The sequence below is a fragment of the Paenibacillus sp. ov031 genome (assembly GCF_900143165.1).
In the GTDB taxonomy this organism is placed as follows: Bacteria; Bacillota; Bacilli; order Paenibacillales; family Paenibacillaceae; genus Paenibacillus; species Paenibacillus marchantiae.
On the sequence record NZ_FRDO01000001.1, the window covers coordinates 1,768,607 to 1,786,646 of the forward strand.

General features: G+C 42.1%; 15 protein-coding genes. 2 read left to right on the forward strand and 13 right to left on the reverse strand.

Going from position 1 to position 18,040, the window contains the following annotated elements; translation table 11 throughout:
- Positions 1–24 precede the first annotated feature (24 nt).
- From BUA17_RS07480 to BUA17_RS07505, 6 genes are all read right to left on the reverse strand, one after another.
- Entirely contained in the window at positions 25–954 is a 930-nt protein-coding gene (locus tag BUA17_RS07480) for a carbohydrate ABC transporter permease (protein ID WP_072733109.1), read from the reverse strand.
- A gap of 15 nt (positions 955–969) precedes the next feature.
- Positions 970–1,914 (reverse strand): ABC transporter permease, encoded by a 945-nt coding sequence (locus BUA17_RS07485; RefSeq protein WP_063563694.1) that lies wholly within the window; start codon positions 1,912–1,914, stop codon positions 970–972.
- 255 nt (positions 1,915–2,169) lie between these two features.
- On the reverse strand, positions 2,170–2,487 hold the full coding sequence (locus tag BUA17_RS07490) for an aldo/keto reductase (RefSeq protein ID WP_244552092.1): 318 nt from the start codon (positions 2,485–2,487) through the stop codon (positions 2,170–2,172).
- A gap of 108 nt (positions 2,488–2,595) precedes the next feature.
- Positions 2,596–3,135 (reverse strand): cysteine hydrolase family protein, encoded by a 540-nt coding sequence (locus BUA17_RS07495; RefSeq protein ID WP_063563693.1) that lies wholly within the window; start codon positions 3,133–3,135, stop codon positions 2,596–2,598.
- 631 nt (positions 3,136–3,766) lie between these two features.
- Positions 3,767–5,065, reverse strand: a complete 1,299-nt coding sequence (locus tag BUA17_RS07500; protein ID WP_072733110.1) for an NCS2 family permease — start codon at positions 5,063–5,065, stop codon at positions 3,767–3,769.
- 444 nt (positions 5,066–5,509) lie between these two features.
- Positions 5,510–6,310, reverse strand: a complete 801-nt coding sequence (locus BUA17_RS07505; RefSeq protein WP_072733111.1) for a GNAT family N-acetyltransferase — start codon at positions 6,308–6,310, stop codon at positions 5,510–5,512.
- A 331-nt stretch (positions 6,311–6,641) separates the two neighbouring features.
- On the opposite strand from BUA17_RS07505, the gene BUA17_RS07515 reads away from it, so the two are divergent.
- On the forward strand, positions 6,642–7,043 hold the full coding sequence (locus BUA17_RS07515; protein WP_072733113.1) for a VOC family protein: 402 nt from the start codon (positions 6,642–6,644) through the stop codon (positions 7,041–7,043).
- 117 nt (positions 7,044–7,160) lie between these two features.
- On the opposite strand, the gene BUA17_RS07520 is transcribed toward BUA17_RS07515, so the two are convergent.
- The 7 genes from BUA17_RS07520 to BUA17_RS07555 form a co-directional block, all read right to left on the reverse strand.
- A complete protein-coding gene (locus BUA17_RS07520) occupies positions 7,161–9,365 on the reverse strand; it encodes an ABC transporter ATP-binding protein (protein WP_072733114.1) in 2,205 nt (734 codons plus the stop codon).
- A gap of 40 nt (positions 9,366–9,405) precedes the next feature.
- Entirely contained in the window at positions 9,406–9,990 is a 585-nt protein-coding gene (locus BUA17_RS07525; protein ID WP_072733115.1) for a DUF1854 domain-containing protein, read from the reverse strand.
- Positions 9,987–12,284 carry an ABC transporter ATP-binding protein gene (locus tag BUA17_RS07530; protein WP_072733520.1) on the reverse strand — a complete coding sequence of 766 codons (2,298 nt, stop codon included), beginning with the start codon at positions 12,282–12,284 and terminating at the stop codon, positions 9,987–9,989. Before BUA17_RS07530 ends, BUA17_RS07525 begins: the two co-directional genes overlap by 4 nt.
- A gap of 447 nt (positions 12,285–12,731) precedes the next feature.
- Positions 12,732–13,967: an MFS transporter gene (locus BUA17_RS07535; protein WP_072733116.1), complete on the reverse strand. Its 1,236-nt coding sequence runs from the start codon at positions 13,965–13,967 to the stop codon at positions 12,732–12,734.
- A gap of 256 nt (positions 13,968–14,223) precedes the next feature.
- The gene (locus BUA17_RS07545; RefSeq protein ID WP_072733118.1) at positions 14,224–14,661 is read right to left on the reverse strand and encodes a nucleoside 2-deoxyribosyltransferase domain-containing protein; all 438 of its coding nucleotides are present in this window, start codon (positions 14,659–14,661) and stop codon (positions 14,224–14,226) included.
- A gap of 66 nt (positions 14,662–14,727) precedes the next feature.
- On the reverse strand, positions 14,728–15,528 hold the full coding sequence (locus tag BUA17_RS07550) for an HAD-IIB family hydrolase (protein WP_072733119.1): 801 nt from the start codon (positions 15,526–15,528) through the stop codon (positions 14,728–14,730).
- Between the two features lie 456 nt (positions 15,529–15,984).
- The gene (locus tag BUA17_RS07555; protein ID WP_072733521.1) at positions 15,985–16,728 is read right to left on the reverse strand and encodes an SDR family NAD(P)-dependent oxidoreductase; all 744 of its coding nucleotides are present in this window, start codon (positions 16,726–16,728) and stop codon (positions 15,985–15,987) included.
- Between the two features lie 159 nt (positions 16,729–16,887).
- Between BUA17_RS07555 and BUA17_RS07560 the strand changes: the two genes are divergently transcribed.
- Positions 16,888–18,021 (forward strand): LuxR C-terminal-related transcriptional regulator, encoded by a 1,134-nt coding sequence (locus BUA17_RS07560; protein WP_072733120.1) that lies wholly within the window; start codon positions 16,888–16,890, stop codon positions 18,019–18,021.
- Positions 18,022–18,040: the final 19 nt, after the last annotated feature.

Sequence of the window (18,040 nt, forward strand, 5' to 3'; positions counted from 1 at the left end):
TGAAATTTCCAGATTTATTTCGATTTATCCCTTCACTGCACCCACCGTCAAACCGGAGATAAAGTATTTCTGGAAGAAGGGGTAGGCCAGAGCAACGGGCAGTACAATAATGATCGCAACAGCCATACGTGCCGATTCTTTGGGCATGGTGGCGACAAGCTCGGCGTAGCTTATGCCCATCGTCGAGGCGTTTTTAGCCAGCGCATCAACGTTGCTCATCAGGCTGTTCAGTAGCGCCTGCAGCGAATACAAGCTTTGGTCGTCAATATACAACATCGATTGAAACCAGTCATTCCAGTACGAGAAGCAGAGAAACAGACCAATCGTCGCTAGAACTGGCAGTGAGATCGGGAGCACGATTGTGAAGAAGATGCGGAATTGACCTGCTCCGTCAATTTCAGCCGATTCGATCAGCCCGTCCGGAATGGTCGTCTTGAAAAAAGTTTTGCAGATGATGACATTAAAGGAAGAAACGGCTAATGGTAAAATCAGCGCCCAGATTGTATTGCTTAATCCCAACATCGTCGAATTGATGTAATAGCTGGAGACAAGACCGCCGTTAAAAACCATCGGGATGAACACAATCCATGTCAAAAGTCCTTTTAGCTTAAATTGGGGACGGGACAATGCATAACCCATCGTAGTGGTGAGCAGTACGCCGATCAGCGTGCCTATTACCGTAACGAATACGGAGACTCCGAGCGCACGTACAATCATCGAGCCCTGCTTAACGATATAGTTGTAGGACTCAGCCGAGAATGCCGACGGCAGTAGTTGGTAACCGGTCTCTCGAATGGATGCTTCGCTAGACAGTGAAATAGATAGCACCACGACGATAGGGACTACGCATAACAAAGCTAAAATGATAAAGATGAGGTGAAAAAAAATGTTCGTTCCTTTGCCGACTTGGTTAAACTTTTCAAGACCGGAATCGTAGCTTGATTGTGTTGACATCTTCCTGCCTCCTCTCTAAATCAGTGCGCTTTCTGGATCAACTTTGCGAACGATCCAGTTCGCGAATAGGATCATTCCGCAGCCCAGTACAGATTGCATGAAGGCAGAGGCGGACGCCATCCCGACCGTCGCGGTTTTGAGTTGTTTGTACACAAGCACATCGACCGTCGTGGTCACGTTGTAGAGAGAATTGGAGTCCCGCGGCACTTGGAAGAACAAACCAAAATCCGTGGAAAAGATGCCTCCGACTGACAGGATAAACATCAGCACGATAACAAATTTCATTAAAGGCAGCGTAATATACCGTGTCTGCTGCCACTTACTGGCACCATCAATGACGGCGGCTTCGTAATACGTTGAATCCATGCTTGTGATTGTCGCCAAGTAGACAACCATCCCATAGCCGAGACCCTTCCACATGTTCATAAACACAAGGAGATAAGGCCAATACGATGGTTCCATGTACCAATTTTTTGGATCCTGGTTGAAATGGGTCAGAACTTGATTGGCAATCCCCTTGTCATAGCTTAAGAATGCCCAAAGCACCGCGGAAACGACAACCCAAGATAGGAAATACGGGAGAAACATCATCGTCTGATAGATCTTGGCTGCCTTGCGGCTGTGCAGCTGTCCAACCATCAATGCAAGTGACACAGGCACGATGATACCCAGAATAATAAAAATCATGTTGTAACCGATTGTATTGCGAATTACGATCCAGACGTCGTTCGAACTGAACAGGAATTCAAAGTTTTTGAACCCGATCCAGTCGCTGTTTATAACATTACTGAGAAAATTCCCGTGAATCTTGAAATTCTTAAAAGCGATAATGACACCGAACATCGGCAAGAAGCTGAACAAAATGTACCAGATTGTGGTCGGAAGCACGAGCAGCGTGAGCTCGGTATCATGCTTGCGCCAGCGTGTTCGTACTCTTTTGCGGGTGACTTTTGCTCCCATATCATTCTTCCCTTCTTGTAGAACCTATCCTCGATTAGTTGTAATTCTATGTAAATCACCAGATGATTCCTAGATCAAAAACGTTAGATAATAGTCAAAAAACAATAGGTTTCAGTATATTTAACATCGATACTGGGTGAGAGAATATAAGAAAGACCTTGAGAGTTTACCACCTTCAAGGTCTGGAACTATCTATTAACTTACGGACGAACCACAACACCATTTTTAAAATTCATCTGCGGAAACTCCCACCTGCTATTTCATTCTCTGGAATTGCGGCTTCAATTCTTTCCAGGTCACTTTTAATAAATTGGACATCCAGAGACCGGATTGATAAAGATCGATATATTCTACGTTTAACCGTTTTAGCGTGTAGGCCAGATAATTTTTTATATGTTGAGGCCTAACATCCAGGCCGTACATGAATCCGTCTAGCGCCACTAATGCTCCAAACGTTACAGCTAAAAAAGCCTTCTCTCTTTGGCTGCCTTTAAGTGCCTCGCCAATAAGCATTTCGTTATGTCCGCTGCTATAAAAATCAGCCGTATTTAAATGAGAAATTCCAGCATCCAACGCGGCAACCACTGCTCAAAATAATGAATAAGGGACTCGATTTCTCCACGAAACTGCTCTAAGCCCTTAAGTTTTAGATCCGTCTCAGCAAGGTGTTCACGAAGGGTCTTATCGTGAAATCGACATTATGATATCCTGGGTATCGCTTAAAGAAACAAACCAGTTTTGTAGAAGGATATTATGATGTGTAATGATTTGATCTGCAATTAAAAAGGAAGAGTCCGCAGTACTGTGACCATCTTTGGCTAAAATAACATCATATCCTAAGCTAAATGCTCTACGACATGTAGCATCAACACATATCTCAGTCTGAATTCCTGCGACAATCAGTTGATTAACGTCTAGCTGATTTAAATGTGATTCAAGGGTGGTATCTTGAAATGAATCTGGAAAGTCCTTTTCAATTTTCACATCTTGAGCGATCAAGGGTAAGGCGGGATGAAGACTCCACCCTGAGGATTTTTTTGAGGTTAGCGTCCCTAATTTCCCATTATGCTGCGTAAGTATGACTGGAATCTTACTTATGTGGGCCCACGTAATAAGTTGTTTGATATTATCTAATAATTTTTCACTGTTATGTATAAAGAGAGGATTCATAAATGATCCGATTTGTACATCTATGATCAATAATGCTGGCTTGTAGATCATAACTTTCCCCTCCTCATCCTAAATACTTCTTCATTCAATCATTCTAGAGGTTAGAATTGCCCGTAAGCATAATTATATTCATCATTTTTTACACCTAATCAGTTATGAGACAAAGTTCTTGCCCTCTGTTTGGTACAAGAACTTTGTTTTGAATAAACTCTGAAATACTCATACTTCTTATGAATTCCATGCGTGTTGAGGAGGCTCAAAAAAAGCTGCTTCAAAAGTATGTCTCTATAGATATTATTGATAAGGTGTTTCCAGAGGATATCTCTAAGCAAACGTACTTGGATGGACAACTTTACAATTTGTTATTGCTTGTACATCGAGCTATCGTAAATGATCTTAAACCAGACCATCCTTTCCTACAGCAGCAGTTGCATGGCATATTTGCAGATACTCCAAGGTAATCTCATTTTCAATGACGAGGTAAATAACGAAGAACTGTATAAAAACGTAAAACCCTATGAGTCATTGTTGCCTAAGCATACTATGGATTTTTTAATAGAAGCATTTGAGGTATTAAATACGAAGAAGAATTCTTCTCTAAAGGATTAAACCGAGGGTTACATATAAATAAGGAGAACTACCTATATATAAGCAGTTCTCCTTATTTGGATTAAACCGTTTCTTAGTGGTCCAGGAATACAAGCTGGATGAAGAACAACACCGCAAAAATGTAGAATATCGGATGAACATCCTTGCCCTTTCCGCGAAGCAGCTTGAGTACCGGATAGAAAATGAATCCAACACCGATACCTGTCGCAATACTGTGCGTCAATGGAGTAAGTATGATAATCAGAAAGGCAGGAAATGTTTCTTCGAGATCCTTCCAATTGATTTTGCTTATTACGCTAATCATAAAGTAACCCACAATAATCAGTGCCGGAGAAGTAATCGCCGGGATACCTGATATCACACTAACGATAGGTGTAAAGAACAAAGTAAGAGCAAGCAGTACACTTACCGTGACCGCCGTCAGTCCTGTTCTTCCTCCTGCAGCCACCCCTGTGCTGGACTCGATATAAGCCGATGTTGGGCTCGTTCCGAGCAAAGCGCCAGTCGTAGTCCCTACAGCATCTGCCAATAGGGCGCCGCGTGAGCGCGGAAACTTACCTTCCTTCAGCAGTCCTGCTTGTTCAGCAACGCCGAGCATTGTCCCCGTCGTATCAAACAGCGTGATCAACAGGAACGTGAATATGATGGTATACAAACCATTAGAGAATACGCCTGCCAAATCCAGTTGGAAAGCCGTTGACGTGAGGCCTTGCGGCAAGGATACAATTGACTCCGGCATTTGAAATAGTCCCATGATCCAGGCAAGAACCGCTGTTACCACCATTCCGATGAACAGATAACCTTTTACACTGTAAGCCATAAGCACAACCGTGATAATCAAACCGATAATGGTCAGGTAAGTCATAGGCTCTGCCAAGTTCCCGATCGTAATCAAATTTGATTCTGAATCGGCAATAATCCCGGAATTTTGCAGGCCAACCGTTGTAATAAACAATCCAATCCCTGCTGTTATCGCGTGCTTAAGACTCGCAGGAATGGCATCAAGCAGCATGTAACGAAATGAAGTAAGCGATAAAATAATAAACAAAAGCCCTGCTATAAATACAGCTCCTAGTGCAACCTGCCAAGACACCCCATATCCAGCAACTACACTATAGGCAAAGAAAGCATTCAGACCCATGCCAGGCGCTATGACAATCGGATAATTGGACCCGATTCCCATAATCAGCGTCGCCACAATACTCGCCAACACCGTAGCAATGAATACTCCGTTAAAGTCCATTCCTGTGCTGCTGAGTATTCCCGGGTTTACGATAACTATGTATACCATTGTGAAGAAAGTCGTGATCCCTGCGATGATCTCTGTTGAAACAGTCGTACCTCTTTCTTTTAGTTTGAACCAATTGTCCATGATTAAAGCCAGCCTCCAACTTTCAAATTATTCTCCAGAGCAAAAACAAAAAAATCCTAATCATCGTAATAGGATTGTAATATTACCGCTCCTATATTCGTCATTAGGATTAAAAAGCTAAGATTCTAAACCAATGATAAGGATACTCATATCTGCTTTACCCTGATGCCCTTTCGAATTTTAATAAATATAACACTCATTGTCAATGAATTAACGTATTGTTCACAGTTATTTACGAACTATATAGAGATGAAATTAAGTATTCATTCGTTTTTATGGAATAAGTTATACTGAATTTAATTCCCAATTCGCATGTATTTGCTTAAATGTTTTTAATTACGGCGATCAAAGAAAACGCCGATATACGGCAAAAGAAGCCCATTCCTTTAAATACTTATACCCATAAAACAAAAAAGCCGCTGAAATAGCGACTATAATTTCGGACTATATTTTTGTCGTGGATAAAGTAAAATTCACAATAGAAAGTTCCGTTGTTGTTTGATACCCCAAGCCTTCATATAAGCGAACAGCAGGCAAGTTATTTGCCAATACACCCAGATAGACATCTGGTGACAGTTTTTTACCGAGGTGTGTCAATTCACTTGTTAGGCGTTTAGCTAATCCTCTTCCTCTGTAATCTAACCTGGTAACAATGTTCCCAAGCTCTACTAGCTGAGAGTCATAAAAATGGTATCCGCCCACAGCTATGAAATCTTCACTTTCCTTAATTCCAAGAAAAGGATAATCCACTAACTCACTCCTTGTGAAAAACCTCATTTCCCCACTATGTAAAAAATCAATTACCTCAGAATAATCATTTTCATTTATCTTATTTGCAATGTTAGATTCAAGGAGTTTCGATTCATCCTGATGTTTCATAGTTAAAAAACGTTGAGGAATTCCTTTGATAAGACCGAAGGATTGAAAAAGTTCAAGGTCCCGTTGACAGAGTATCGTGCCACATACAGCACTTTCGTCAAGTTGGATCGTTTCTCTTGTAAAAGCAATGAGTTCTGGAAAAAAGATATCACGATCTTCAACTCGGAAGAAAGAAAATGCAGGAAAGGATAGTTCGCTAAAATAAGCTAATACGGCTGTAAGTTGACTATTCGTAAATTGACCAACATATTGAGCCTTATCCTTACGTTGCGTTAAATAACTATAAAAAAGCAAATTCTGTTCTGTATTAATGTGGGGCAATAATTCAAGAATTGTATCGTGAGTAAGCAATTGATGCGAAACCATTTTAACACCTCTCAAACTATAATTTCTATTCTGTTTTTTTATATTGTTTTCTTTCAACAAATACCCAGATATAGTATATCAACCAAAATACAATAGGAACTAAGAATACATAAGCTCTCTGATTTACTGGAAGAAAATACATTATAAGCAGTCCAATTATTAACATCGGTGGCATCAGGATAAAGTACTTTTTCTTATCTATGTTCATCCCTCCATTTGTTCAATATTCATAATAATAACATTCATTTATTTCTTTGATAAGATTCGCATCTGCTGCCAAAAGTAGAGTATAGTAGGCGTAGTTAAAATTATATTCTAGGAGGCTACAACCATGTCACAGGAGATCTGGATTAACCTGCCTGTCAAAGATGTTGAGAAGTCAACTGCCTTTTTCAATGAAATTGGATTCCATGCGGTGAGCGTTGGTAACGAGAGAGCCCAGCTTTCCATAGGTCAAACAACGATTTTGCTGTTCCCGGAGTCGGCGTTTGAGAAATTCACAGGTTCAAAAACAGCAGATACTTCCAATAGCGCTGAAGTAATATTTTCCATTGGCGCTGAAAGCAGAGAAAAAGTAGATACCTTTATTCAAAAAGTAGAGTCTGCCGGAGGAAGCATCTTTGGCAAACCGAGTGAAATCGACGGCTGGATGTACGGCGCAGGATTTGCCGACCTGGACGGTCACCGCTGGAACCTGCTTTACATGGATGAGAGCAAAATGCCGAAAAAATAAGTGAAAACGCCGGTTACCTGTTTAAGGTCATCGGCATTCCTCCTATTTCTAAGTACAACGCAGCTGCCGGAGCATACATGTGACGAACAAACTACAAAATGGATTGAGATGGATGAGTTACCCCGTCTGCTCTTTCTTCGACATCTCCCTCTGGGCTGTAATCAGTGTGTAGTAAATGCCCTTTTTCTCTATTAGCTCGGCATGGGAGCCAATTTCTGCAATCTTGCCTTTCTCCAGTACCATCAGCCGGTCGGCATTGCGGAGTGTTGACAGCCTGTGGGCAATCGCAATCGTTGTCCTTCCTCTCATTACCTGCTGGAGCGCCGTCTGAATGACACTTTCCGTCTCAATATCGAGTGCAGAAGTCGCTTCATCCAGAATAAGAATTGGCGGATCATTCAGAATCGCTCTTGCAATTGCCAGACGCTGGCGCTCACCACCGGATATATTGTTCCCGTTCTCCTGAAGCAGCGTGTCGTACCCATCCGGCAGATTGATAATAAATGAATGCGCATTAGCAATTCTGGCCGCCCGGATGACTTCTTCCTCCGTCGCTTGCGGCTTAGAGTAACGGATATTATCAAGTATCGTGCCTGTGAATAGGAAGGTCTCCTGAAGCACGACACCAATCTGGGAGTGAATGTCATCCTTCTGGATGTCCCGAATGTCTACACCATCAATTTTAATTTGACCTTCATTCACATCATAGAAGCGGGAGACGAGATTAATCAGGGTAGACTTGCCCGATCCCGAATGACCCACCAACCCAATCATTTCCCCATTACGAATATCAAAAGACACATCCTTCAGCACCGGCTCATAGGAGTTATAGCCAAAGTACACACTGCGGAACGAAACCTCGCCATGAATCGTATGTCTCACTGTTTTATCAGTCTCCACTACATCCGGCTGCTCGTCAATGACCGAAAAAACGCGGTCAATGGAAATCATCGCATTGGAGACCCATCTTGGCATGAACATCATCCAGGCGATCGGTCCAAACACCATGGACGCATACATGCTGAACTTGATCAGTTCACCTACATTCATCTGATTGTTCAAAATCATGTTAGAGCCAAGCAGCAACACAACATATTGGCCAAGCTGAATTAAATAATTCGTTATCGGGGCCAGCATGTTGAACAGACTCTCGGTTCTTATCGTAGCGGCAGCAAAATCACTGTTATGGGACCGGAATTTTTTGATCTCCGTGGCTTCCTTGCCGAATGCCTTGACAACCCGGATTCCGCTCAGCACATCATGCAGAAAAGAACTCCCCCGGTCGTAGATTGCCCACTGTTTTTGATACAGTTTCCAGAGCACATGTTTCCAGATGTACATATTCATGTAGGCGACAATAGGGGCAGGCAACAGCACAACACATGCCAGGCGCCAGTCAGCGCTGAAGAGTAAGCTACTAGCCGCAACCAGCAAAATCATTTGATAGATTGCTGTTGTGCATAGCTCTTGAATCAATTGCCGAATCCGGTCTGTATCCGCCGTTACCCGGTTCATTATATCTCCCGCCCGTTGAGAGGTCATGAAGCCAAGCGGCAGGCTCAGTACTCGTTCATACACCATTTTGCGCAGATCGGCGGCAATATTGGAGCTGACATTCGCCATGACCCGTGCCCGAATAATCGCCAGCAGTTCTCCGGCCACAAGTCCTCCGATCATGGCGGCAAGTGCGAGATAGAACAGCTTCATGCTCGGACTATGTCCGTCAGACGGCTGCAAGACACCGTTAATCAGAATTTCCTGAAAATAAGGTCCTGCCAGTACAATAGCGGAAGCCGCTATCATGACAATAAGACCCATCGCCAGCGGCTTCCAATGCTGCTTCGAGACACCGAACAGCTTTTTGAACGCCGCGGACTTGCTCATGCATCTGGGGCATACACGGGTTCCTTCCACTAGTCGATCACCGCACTTAACACAGACGTTTTCCTCATCATTATTGAAAATCCGAACTTTGCGGGCTGCTGATTTATCATTCAGCACTTGTGCAATATAACCGAAGCGTGGAGCATGCTCCATGGAGGAGCGGACGAGGATACGCTTTCCCTGCTCATCTTCGGTCTCCAGCACAATATTTCCGATAAGCGGAATGACTTTGTACTCCCATGAGTCAGCAATAATACCGGTTTCCTTCGCTTGACCATGCTCGATGTAAGCCCATTTATTCTGCCCGATAACCAGAAATCCGGCCGTACGGTAGCCAAGTAGCGACAGATTAGCGGGCACACAATATTCAATGTCAGTTCCGACAGCCTGCACAGCAGCTTTCACATCCGGCTCTGCAAGCGAAAAATTCAAATCCATAGGCATTCACCATCCTTCATGTCCGCTCTAGTCAACTTGATTAACCATACATACATAGCTCTACCATCCGGTATTCCTTGTCTGTCAGCTTATTTATATTTGGGATGACAAACCGATTACCGTCCACGTCAGTGACGAGCAGTCGGTCTGGGGTTACCAGCTTGGCGTTGCCACCACCACCTCTGACTGTGAATCGGCATAGTCCGCCTGTCGTCTCTGCTTCCCAGTAGGAGTAGCCAAACTCCTCCTTCACGTTAATCAACCTGCTAATTTCTGGAGTGAAATAACGGATTTGCAGCTGCTCCTCTAACAGCTGCGCTGTCTCTTCCGTAAAATCCTCAAGACTGTGGATCATACCAATTTCCTTGTTTTCAACCGTCCTGATGGACAAATACATGCGTCTATTCGTATGAGGGAAAGAGCAATGTACATACACGACTGGATGCGTCTTTTCCCCCACCGTTACGGATAACATCCGACCTTCCGTTTTATGAAATGTTGCATTATCCTCTGTGAGATAGTGAATGTCGGCGGCATCGGACAGCGAACCGGCCACGCCCTTTTCCTTCTGTAGCTCTGTATCCTGGGCTGGAGTTGTCTTCTTCTGTGATGCAGACGAACTCATGCTGAAATCACCTCGCTTATTTTTAATGCTTCATCATACTTTTTCACCAATTGATAATAAGCGCCCTCGGTACTCATTAGCGATTCATGTGTTCCTTCTTCCACAACCTTGCCCTGATCCATCACGACCAGATAGTCGGCATTGCGAAGCGTGGAGAGCCGATGCGCAATGGCAATCGTTGTACGTCCCTTGATAAGTTTATCCAGCGCCTCTTGGATTTGCAGCTCGGTCTCCGTATCCAGAGAAGCTGTCGCTTCATCTAGAATCAGTATTATTGGGTTATGCAGAATTGCCCTCGCAATGGAGAGGCGTTGCTTTTCACCACCTGACAGATTGTATCCGCCCGTACCCACGATCGTATCGTAGCCGTCCGGCAGCTTCTCAATAAAATCATGGGCGTTGGCTATTTTCGCCGCATGAACGATATCCATGACACTGCAATCCGGCTTGGCATAGGCAATATTTTCAGCAATACTGCCTGATAGCACGTACACATCCTGCGATACGATTCCGATATTGGAGCGCAACGATTCAGCAGCCACATCCTTCACATTTACTCCGTCGATCGTAATTGCACCTTCATTCACATCGTATAGCCGGGAAATGAGGTTGACGAGAGTTGATTTTCCTGCTCCAGATTGTCCGACGACGCCAATCATTTGTCCTGCCTTCACCTGCAGCGTAACATTCTTCAGAATCGATTTATTCGGCTCATAGCCAAATACAACATTTGATACTTGAATATCTCCCTTCATGACTGGAATCCGAATCGCATTCTCCTTCTCCTTCACATCAGGGCTTGCGTCCACAATTTCAAATAATCGCTGCGAAGCCGTCATGCAACGCGACCACCAGCCTACAATATTGTTCATAAACTCAATGGGCCCATATAACATATACATATAATTGACAAAGGTCAGCATAAGCCCGAACGAAATTTCACCCTTGAGTATCATCCATCCTCCAAATCCCCAGATGAGCATACCTCCCATTTGAGTCAGCCCATTAAGTACTGGAAAGATCGTACCGCTCAAACGGTTATAATTTTGCTCCGAGCCGGAGAAGTTCGCATTTGCCTGCTGGAAGCGCTGCATTTCTTTGTGCTCCATGCCAAATGCCTTGACGACCCGGACACCTTTGATCGAGTCACTAATGATGGAGTTCAATGATGATACCTGGCGGTTCATCCGCCATGATAGCCTCGACAGCTTGGGGAATACTTGGCGTGCCAGAAAAATAACAATCGGCATCGGCAAAAAACATAGCAGTGTGAGCTTCCAGTCCAATACCAGCAAAATGACGGTAATGCCGATGATATTCATTACATTCACAACAAAATAGGACAGTACATCAATGAAAAATATTTGCAGTTCAGCGGCGTCGTAATTAACTCTGGTCATCAGCTGTCCGGTCTGCTTCCGCTTGAAAAAGTTTAGTGATAAGCGCTGCATTGCAGTAAAAATGACAGATTTTATATCAAAAACAATGTTTGCGGCCAGCCTCGCATTGATGATTCCGAAGAAGACACCAAATAATAGAGATAAAGTGCGAAAAATAATGACTAGCAAGATGACTAGCCCTACCTGTCCGCCAAAATATCCTTCGCCTTTTAGCGCCTGATCAAATAAGGCCGTACCCGTCAAATATGGAATGACAAGCCCAGTCACGGAATTTAAAAGCATCAACACAATAATGAGCAGCAAAGAGGCTCTATAGGGCTTGGCAAACGATAACAGCCGGAGGATCAATGCGCTTTTCTTCATGCATTTCGGGCAAATCTCTCGACCTTCTTCCGGGTAAATCCTCCCGCATTTGGGACAAGAGGCATTTGCCTCCTCATCCTCCAGTAACTCGCTGTCCACCTCCTCCTGCTTTTTCAGCTTCGTAAAGATTGCTGCCAGCCTGGATGCCTTGCTCATCAGTCCATTCGTGAACGCCGCTATGATTCGCTCGTCTGGAGCCTTCATTACAAGCATCCCGGATGCAACAAGGTTCACAATGAGAACGGATTCAATTCCACTGATTTTCAACGTTTGAACCGACCATTTCCCCTCCTCCTGCGGATCCTGACGTGGATAACTTTTGACAGGGATCGAATAGCCCTTAAAGGTCTTTTCGTGATCCGGTTCCTTGAGACTTGTTGCAATAAGCATTTCATGCTGGGACAAGGCTATGTATGTATCGAGAAAATGCCCCTCTGGCGTACGATCACATGTCATTTCGAACAGGATATCCTTCTCCACCCATTTCTGCTGCTGCAGCAATATTAATTTTTCTGTAGAATGAATAGTCATCAACTCCATATAAAATATCGAAACAAAATCCTTTTTTTACTAATTTTATTTTTAGAATGCTTCTATCTTATTTTCGGACCTTTACTTTGTCAACATTTTTGTTTAAAAAGTGTTGGATTCTGAATGCTCCATTCACATCGTAAATAAATTATCTTAAAAGTGCGTATTGACACTGAAATAATTGTGTATTAAAGTTACGTCATACATTTTACACTTTTATATTTAAAAAGTAACAAAGTGAATATTGATAGGTTTTTGCTGAAGGAAATGAATCTGAAGTAGACGCTCAATAATCGAGATAGAGAGGAATTTTGAAGGCTTTGTTGTTCAAAAATCAAGGGACTATGTTATATAAAGAAAGACTATCCATAAGTTCTGGATAGCCTCGTCATAGGATTCAACATTTTTAGCTGACAAAATAGAATATAAATCTCACTTCATGAATACTTAACTCACCTTTTCTTCCGTATCGATGTATCTATTTACTTTTAGTCCATTCCTCCGATACGTAAGAGCACCGATAAAGGAAAGAGAAAATCCAATTGATGCGTAGATGTAGAGCGTTTGAATACCTACAGTATCCGCTAACCAACCAGATAATAATAATGATACACCATATAGAATTGAGGTAAGTGATGATTGGGCCGCAAATAACGGTGGAAGCTCTGAAGCGGGAACGCTTGTTTGGTAAGAAGTACGTTCCGCTAAATCCTTTATGGCTTGAGAAGCCCCGATTGCGAACATGATAAAGAGTGTCACTAACGGGCTAGTAGAAAAACTGAATGCGAGTGTTAGCGCAGCAACGCATCCACTGCCCACCGCTAGCATGCCCCCTAGATTCCAGTTTCCGTTCGATAAACGGCTCATAAGAATGCTAATGAGAACGAATCCACCTAAATTGGCGCCATTCATCCATCCCCACCATACTTCACCCACATGTAGTCGTTCTCCTACGAACACGAGCAATAGCGCCCCTGCGAATGCACCTCTAAATAAGCCTTCCCATACATCCATCCATAACAAAACACGTAACTGCGGTAACCTAAAATAATTCTGCCATCCATCTTGAAGCGATCGTCTCCAAGAACCCACTGGTGTTTGGTGTGTACTGTTTCTGGTTTCGTATATCATGGAGGATGATAACCAAGCACCGCCTAATAACATTGTAGAAAGGAGCAGCACTTGACTTGCACCAAGCCAACTGACTGTCATGGATCCGAACGCCCATCCGGCCAGAGAACATGATTGTACAATACCCACTAGCACGCTGTTCGCTTTAAGCAACGATGCTTCAGGCACGGTTAGAGCAACAAGAGAAGATCTTACTGGGCCCGCTACCCCCTCCAGAATTGATATCCCAAAAACCATTCCGATCAATATAGCAATATTAGGATTGTCTTTGCCCATTAAAAACATATATATGGTGAGCAATGCCAAGCCAATAGTTTGCCCTCCAAGACTAGATGCAAGTAAGCGGTTCAAGCGCAACTTACGCATGATAAGAGGAGCCGCGATGCTGCCGATTGTCATACCAGCAACTCTAAGTAGGGGATACAAAGCCGTTACGGTAGCAGAACCAGATAGATGGTAAAGCGTGACGACAAGCGCCAAAATGTACCAGATGTCTCCTAAAGTAGATAGAGCCTGACTAAGCCAGAGTCTATGAAATGATTTTGTAAGCATTGTACTCATCCTTTTCAATATTCAGTTGTATTCAGGAAAAGGAATGAGATTCTACAATGGTCTGCCTCCGATCAGATTGAAAAAGATTTTTTTATTATAGCATTTGTTTTTGATTTTAAATAGTTTTGTACCTACTTTATATGTGTTGAAACTAATCATGTTATGACCTTCATGATCACTCTCATTCATTGAGGATACTTCTAACTCACCTATTTGTTCAGCTAGTTCATTCTCTGAGATGATATCATTTCTTGTTCTATAAACTACTTTCTTTAGATTTATCATTTTGTAATGTAAGATCTAATTGTTCTTTGAGTTCTTCCACATTATGACAAACAACTGAAGAATTCATCAACATCAGATGTCCCCATTGATTGATATTGAATTCACCTTCATGTAGACAAAAGATTGGTTTCTTATGCGCATAAGCATAACCAAGCTCCCAGCAGGTATTACTTAAATTCAAGCCATTGTTGTTTAAAACAGCGACAAACATATCACATTCTTCTATTGCCTTAACTGCAGATTTGAACATTTCATCTCCACTTTTTGAGTGTATAGATTGATTTTCTATGTCTCTATGTGGTAGATGTGTGGTTAAAAAGTGTGCTTCCATAATCGTATTTAACCGTTCCAACTTTCGTCGTTCCCCAGAAGTAAGTATAGAGCCTGACAAATATACATTTTTACGCAAATATCCCACGCTCCTTTTCACAGGCTTCGTCATATAGTAATTTCTATTTGAATGATTAGAGCAGTCCTACTGTAAATCCATCATTTTTCGAATGGTTATAAGAACACCATTTTCTTCATTAGATTTTGTGATGAAACTTGCTGCTTTTTTGGTGTTCTCGCAAGCATTGCTAACAGCAAAGCTGTATTTAGCAATTGCCATCAGTTCAACATCGTTCTCTCCATCACCGAACGACATCGTTTCCTCCGCAGTTACCCCCAGCATATCCTGTAATTTTTTTACCGTTTCGCCTTTATGGGTATGAAGAGCAGTAATATCGAGCCACCTGGCTTCAGAGTCGACAATGTAGATTTGGCCATTTAACGTCTGTTCCACATGTTTTCTAAGCATTGTGCTTCTGCCTTCTGTATCAAATACGGTTATTTTGATAAAATCACTATCGATTTCGGAGAAGGAATCCATTTTTATGACTTGTTCATAAGAGCCTTTAACTACGTTGTACATATCATCAGAGATAGAGGAATGTACGTATGCTGCATCGCTTGCACATACAATGATTGTCATGTGGGGATCAAAACCTTGAATTTCTTCAATGGCTCGCAGAACGAGTGTGCGATCAATGCTAAACTCTTTGACGACTTTTCCATCTTTCTTGATTCTGGCTGCGCTATCTCCAAGAATCCAGATCCCTTTTCCATGGTCACCAAACAACTTTTCTACTCGTTCACACTGTTTTCCCGTGCAGGCTACAAACGTTATTCCTTTCTTTTGCATTTCATCATGTACTTCATTAAAAAGTTCAATATCAAACGAACCTTGATTATTCAGAAATGTTCCGTCCAGATCAGTTACTACGAGTTTAATCATTTAAAATCCTCCGAGTTCAAGTTGGATTTATTATTCATCTTTATAAAGTTAACTTATTAAGTATTCATGGCAAAACCTTTATCTATTCAAAGAGATCATTAATTGATCGAATTGGCTTCACTTCTATAGGCTGATTCGACGATTTCAAAGCCGCATATGCCCCAATCCAAATGATAACTGCTAAAATTATATATACCATAACCCTCACCTCCCGTATTTCCGTAGATCCTTCTAATGTAGCCAGCGCTTTTTGTAACCCTCTTTATAAAACAACTTTATAAAGTCAGTATGCAGCAAACCTTAATGCTCTGTCAAAGGGTAATTAAGGAATCTTCTATAGCCTCCGCCGTATGTAAAAGAAAACCTCTACATCAATGAAGAAGTCTTCAATGATATAGAGGTTTATTTCGATTTGAAAATTGGTTTTCAGGTAAATTATCTTTTATCTGACCTGAATTAATGTGCGGTATAGCCTCCATCAACAAGCAAGGTAGTACCATTCACGAAACTAGCATCATCGCTGGCTAAGAACAACACAGCTTTTGCGACTTCTTCTGGTCGTCCAAGTCTGCCCTGTGGATGAAGTGAAGTTAAATATTCTTTGCTTTTTGCATCTACGTTCTTCAAGAGAGGCGTTTCAATGTATCCAGGACATACGGCGTTAACACGGATTCCCTTACTGGCATAAGCAGTACATAAATTCTGAGTTAACAGTTTAACGCCTCCTTTTGCCGAGGCATAAGCTGTCGTTTTAGGCAATGCAACAAAGCTGTGGATTGAGCCAGCATTAACAATAACGCCGCCATTTCCTTGCTTAAGGAACTGCTCAATAGCATATTTATCGGAAAGAAATACACCTGACAAGTTAATATCGATCGTTCGTTTCCATTTATCATATGACAATACATCAGCGGCTTCATCATCGGCAACCCCTGCATTTGCATACATAATATCCAACTTACCATATTTCTCAACGGTTTCATTAATCATGTGTTTAATATCTTCTTCTTTAGTCACATCTGTTTTGACAAATAACGTATCATGACCTTCCCCATTGAGTTCGGAAGCTAGTTCTTTACCATGTTCAGAGAAGTCAGCAATGACCACTTTTGCTCCTTCTTTTGCGAAAAGGCGAACGGTGGCTTCACCAATTCCACTAGCACCACCTGTAACAATAGCTACTTTTTCATTTAATTTCATAAGATTCAACCGCTCCATTTCTTCATAGTAAGATTCATGAACTTGTACTCCTCAATCTTACTCCTTTAATTTTGAAATACTATCCTATAAAGTTCTGTGTAATAATGGATTGTATACCCCCCATTTGTAGGGTATTTCATTTGAAGGGAACGACTTATTATGACACAACATTTTCATCCATATACTGAAATGACTTTTCAGGAATTTGTATTATTTTTCAAAACGCATAGCAAACAGCTCGAAGAAAACACAAATATTTACCTGATCTCGGAAGCTAACATCTCTGAGACACATCGGAACGAAACGGGAGTACTGATGAGATCCTTTTTTCAGATGTTTACTTATTCAGACTTGGATCATATGGATAATCATTATTCTTCTTATTTGGATACCTGGGTTCAATCCCAGCTAACCATTTTAAATATGGCAAGCTTACAATGGCTTCAAATTATATTGGAAAAAGCTTTAATAACACTATTAATACAACTGAAACATCAACGGATGATGGACCCGCTCATGTTCCTGTTATCTGTCTTTTCGTATCTGATGCATAGCTTTCATAAGTGGGCTGATACGGTGTCTGGTAATCATGAAACGGAGGAAAATGAAGAATTAAAAAAACTGCGTTTGCTGGACCAATTAAACCAACTCCTAGTCAGTTCTTCCGGAGCTTCAGATCTCGCCTTTATCCTGAAAAAATGTGAGAAGTATTTCAATTATAAACGCTGTGTCTTCTATGCATATGTACCTTGGTCCAACCAGTTCTATGGGGTCATTGGCGAAGAACTTCCGAAAATTCAGAGCATGAAAGGACAATTGACTGAGCAAAATCTGATCTTCAACTCTAAAAGACCGATCTATTTGAAAGACCCAAAACCTTATTTAAGGGACGAGCATATCCAGTTATTTCAGTTGTCTTCGATTATTTTTATACCGATTGCCCACGATCATCAATTGTACGGCTGGGTCACTTTTGACCAAATGGGAGAATCATTTAATTGCACAAAGGATGAGCTGGATTTGCTTGAACAAGTGGGAAAGAGAATTGGTTTGTTTTTATCCAGGAAAGAGAAGGAAAACACCGCCAAAACGATGGCCATCGCTTTAACAGAAAGGGAGTCTACCGTGCTCGAACTTCTGGCGGAAGGTTATGATAACAAGAAAATCGCTTCCTTGTTGTTCCTCAGCGAGTATACAGTAAGAGATTACGTAAGCAGCTTGATGACTAAGCTGCGTGCAAAAAATCGAACACAGGTCGTTGCCTATGCTTTTCGTTGGGGGTTATTGAGTTAGTACCTTTGAATTTAGTTCG